This window comes from Alkalibacterium thalassium, assembly GCF_900101165.1.
Taxonomy (GTDB): Bacteria; Bacillota; Bacilli; order Lactobacillales; family Carnobacteriaceae_A; genus Alkalibacterium; species Alkalibacterium indicireducens.
This window is the reverse complement of sequence record NZ_FNFK01000100.1, coordinates 1-3,669: the sequence shown is the minus strand read 5'-3', so window position 1 is coordinate 3,669 and position 3,669 is coordinate 1. Positions and strand designations below refer to the sequence as shown.

4 protein-coding genes are annotated in these 3,669 nt (G+C 43.6%); all 4 read left to right on the top strand.

All coding sequences use genetic code 11. From position 1 onward, the window contains the following. Positions 1-150: 150 nt before the first annotated feature. The 4 genes from obgE to BLR76_RS11325 all read left to right on the top strand — a co-directional run bounded on the left by obgE (position 151) and on the right by BLR76_RS11325 (position 3,581). Positions 151-1,446 carry a GTPase ObgE gene (gene obgE / locus BLR76_RS11340; RefSeq protein WP_091269007.1) on the top strand — a complete coding sequence of 432 codons (1,296 nt, stop codon included), beginning with the start codon at positions 151-153 and terminating at the stop codon, positions 1,444-1,446. 19 nt (positions 1,447-1,465) lie between these two features. Continuing rightward, positions 1,466-2,413 (top strand): ribonuclease Z, encoded by a 948-nt coding sequence (gene rnz, locus BLR76_RS11335; RefSeq protein WP_091269006.1) that lies wholly within the window; start codon positions 1,466-1,468, stop codon positions 2,411-2,413. Then, entirely contained in the window at positions 2,406-3,197 is a 792-nt protein-coding gene (locus tag BLR76_RS11330) for an SDR family NAD(P)-dependent oxidoreductase (RefSeq protein WP_091269004.1), read from the top strand. The genes rnz and BLR76_RS11330 overlap by 8 nt, the downstream gene beginning before the upstream one ends. A gap of 78 nt (positions 3,198-3,275) precedes the next feature. Continuing rightward, positions 3,276-3,581: a LapA family protein gene (locus tag BLR76_RS11325; protein WP_176759712.1), complete on the top strand. Its 306-nt coding sequence runs from the start codon at positions 3,276-3,278 to the stop codon at positions 3,579-3,581. The last annotated feature ends 88 nt before the right edge of the window (positions 3,582-3,669 follow it).

Here is a 3,669-nt window from a genome sequence, read left to right as displayed (position 1 = left end):
GTGAGAGGACGGTAAATAAATTAATTATTTACCTCCTACTCGATTCAAATTATTAAATAGTCGCCATGTCATTAGATATCATACGAAAATTAGTGTAAAATAAAAGAGATAAGCCAGTGCGTAATGGAGAAAGAAGGGTTAAGCGTGTCAATGTTTTTAGATCAGGTTAAAGTTAATGTAAAGGCTGGAAACGGCGGAAATGGAATGGTGGCATTCCGTAGAGAAAAATATGTTCCCGATGGGGGCCCTGCTGGTGGAGACGGAGGTACTGGTGGAGACGTTATCTTCGTAGTAGATGAGGGTCTGAGAACCCTGATGGATTTCAGATACAATCGTCATTTCAGAGCTGAGCACGGTGAAAACGGTATGTCGAAAGGCATGCACGGCCGAGGAGCAAAGGCTTTGTTTGTAAAAGTTCCACCTGGAACAGTTGTTAAAGATGCCGAAACTGGGCAGATGCTCGCAGATCTGGTCGAACACGGTCAGAAAGCAGTGGTAGCAAAAGGCGGACGCGGTGGACGAGGAAATATTCGTTTTGCGTCACCTAGAAACCCTGCACCGGAAATTGCCGAAAATGGTGAGCCTGGTGACGAAAAAGAAATCGAACTGGAACTGAAAGTACTGGCGGACGTTGGTCTAGTTGGATTTCCATCTGTAGGGAAATCCACTTTATTAAGTGTTGTCTCTCAAGCTCGTCCAAAAATCGGAGCCTATCATTTTACCACACTAGTCCCAAATCTTGGGATGATACAGACAGATGATGGACGAAGTTTTGTACTGGCAGATATGCCGGGACTCATCGAAGGGGCTTCTCAAGGTGTAGGCTTAGGGATCGAGTTTCTGAGACACATCGAAAGAACGCGAGTCCTGCTTCATGTTATAGATATGAGTGGCGTTGAAGGGCGTGACCCGGTCGATGACTACTATACGATAAATAAAGAACTCGAGCAGTATGACTTGAAATTAAGAGAGAGACCTCAGTTAGTTGTAGCCAATAAAATGGATATGCCTGATTCTGAAGAGAATTTGAAGACGTTCAGAGAAGAAATGGAAAAGTCCGGGGAAGAAGTAGAAATTTTTGAAATTTCAGCTCTTACCCGAAAAGGACTCAACCAAGTGATGAGCCGGACAGCTGACCTGCTTGAAACAGCTCCTGAATTCCCTCTTTATGAAGAGGAGACAGGGGAAGAAGAACGTGTACTCTATAAATTCACTCCAGAAAACAGAGAGTTTATGATTACAAGAGATCCGGATGGCACATGGGTCATTTCCGGAGACAAGGTTGAAAAACTGTATCAGATGACAAACTTCCAGTTCGATGAGTCTGTCATGAGATTTTCAAGGCAGCTGAGAGGTATGGGGATTGATGAAGCTCTTAGAGATAAAGGAGCTAAAAATGGAGATACAGTCAGACTTGATAACTTTGAGTTTGAATTTGTAGAATAAAACTGTAAAGGATAGTTATATGGATTTAGTATTTTTAGGGACAGGATCTGGAGTACCGGCCAAACACCGGAATGTTTCCAGCATCGCATTGAAACTGTTAGATGAGCTTAACAGTATCTGGCTTTTTGACTGCGGGGAGGCAACACAGCATCAGATTCTGAAGACCTCTGTTAAACCGAGAAAAATCGACAAGATTTTCATCACTCATATGCATGGGGATCATATCTTTGGTCTTCCGGGACTTCTGAGCAGCAGAGCGTTCCAAGGAGGCGATACACCTCTAACCATATATGGTCCACCGGGGATAAGACAATATGTCTCAATGTCTATGAAATTGTCTCAATCTCACGTGAAGTACCCGATCGACTATGTAGAATTTACTGAAGAAGGCAAGCTGTTTGAAAACAGCCAGTTCATAGTTACTGTCAAAAGGCTGCGTCATGGCATTCCCTCATACGGATTCAGAATTCAGGAGAAAGACCGTGAAGGGGAACTGATGGCTGAAGAGCTGAAAGAACTTGGGGTGCCGTTCGGTCCCCTGTTTGGTCAGCTTAAACAAGGAAAAACAGTTACGCTGGATGACGGTCGTGTGCTGGATGGCAAGGCCTTCATCGGTCCAAGTCAGAAAGGAAGAGTGGTCACGATTCTAGGAGATACTTTGAAAACCCAGAACAGTGTTGAACTCGCACGCGGGGCAGATGTACTCGTTCACGAAAGTACATTCAAAGGAGATGACCAGGGTCTGGCTAGAAGCTACAACCACTCCACCAATATTGATGCAGCCCGAACTGCTCTTGAATCCGGGGCTGAAAAGCTGCTTCTGACACATATCAGTGCACGGTATCTGTATGCTGACAGCAAGGAGATGGAAAAAGAAGCACGCCGCTACTTCCCGGAATCTTATGTTATGAACGACCTGGCAGAAGTAACTATACCTATTAAGAGAGAAGTGGAGATCAATGGATAGAGTTAAAGACAAAGTGATATGGATCACAGGCGCATCCTCAGGTATAGGAGAGGAACTGGCCTATCAGCTGGCTGAAAAAGGAGCTGTTCTGATTCTAAGTGCAAGACGAACGGATAAACTTAAGCAGATCAAAGAAGACATCAGAAATAAGTATGGTTCGCAGGCTCTTGTCTATCCACTTGATGTGGCTGATACCGATGCAGTTCAAAGAGCCGTAGCGCATGTCACAGATAAGATCGGGAAAATTGATGTGCTGATAAACAATGCCGGATTTGGTCATACAGAAACGTTTCTTGATTATGACTTCTCCAGAGTTGAAAACATGTTCAAGGTCAATGTCCTGGGTCTCATGCTTATGTCTCAGCTCGTTGGGAAACACATGGTTCAGTACCAGTCCGGTCAGATCATCAACGTCGCATCTATTGCCGGCAAAGTTGCAACACCTAAATCGGCTGTCTATTCAGCTACAAAATTTGCGGTTATTGGATTTAGCAATACCCTTCGCCTGGAACTGAAGGATCACAATATCATCGTGACAACTGTCAATCCAGGGCCGGTTGATACTGAATTCTTTGATGAGTTTGATCCCGAAGGGGAGTATCTGAAGAATGTCAGCACAGTTGTCCTCCCAGTTGACTATGTCGCTTCAAAGACAATCAAAGCTATCGGCAGACAAAAAAGAGAAGTGAATATGCCAGGGCTGTTAAATGCTGCATCCAAAGTCTACACTCTTTTTCCAAAAACTGGAGATAGGATTGTCCGTACAATGTTTAACAGGAAATAAACACCTGTAATGAAAATCTCTCGAAGTTATGGTATTCTTAAGAAAATAATAAGAGGTAACCGAAAGGAGATTAGCTTTATGAAAAGGCAATGGAGCATGGTGGGGGCAATTGTTCTCTTCCTTGCAATCGCTTTTCTTTCAGTGCTTAATGTTGACCCAGTTCCTATAAACTTCGGCTTTGCTACCGTAGAATGGCCACTCATTATTGTCATTTTCGGATCAGTGCTGCTCGGAGCTTTGATTGCGACATTATTGTCAACTGTAAAGGTTTATAGAGATCAGAGAAAAGATAAAACCAGAGACAGTCAGACCCGGCCAGGCAGAAAAACACGTTCTGGCAGGCGGACATCAGACAGTACTGTTGATGAATCTGATGAATTATAGAGGTAACTCCCAATAATCTATGAAAAATTATGTTTCCCAAATTTCTCGTTGCTCGTATGATGATTTCTGTCGATGAAGGTAATATAAT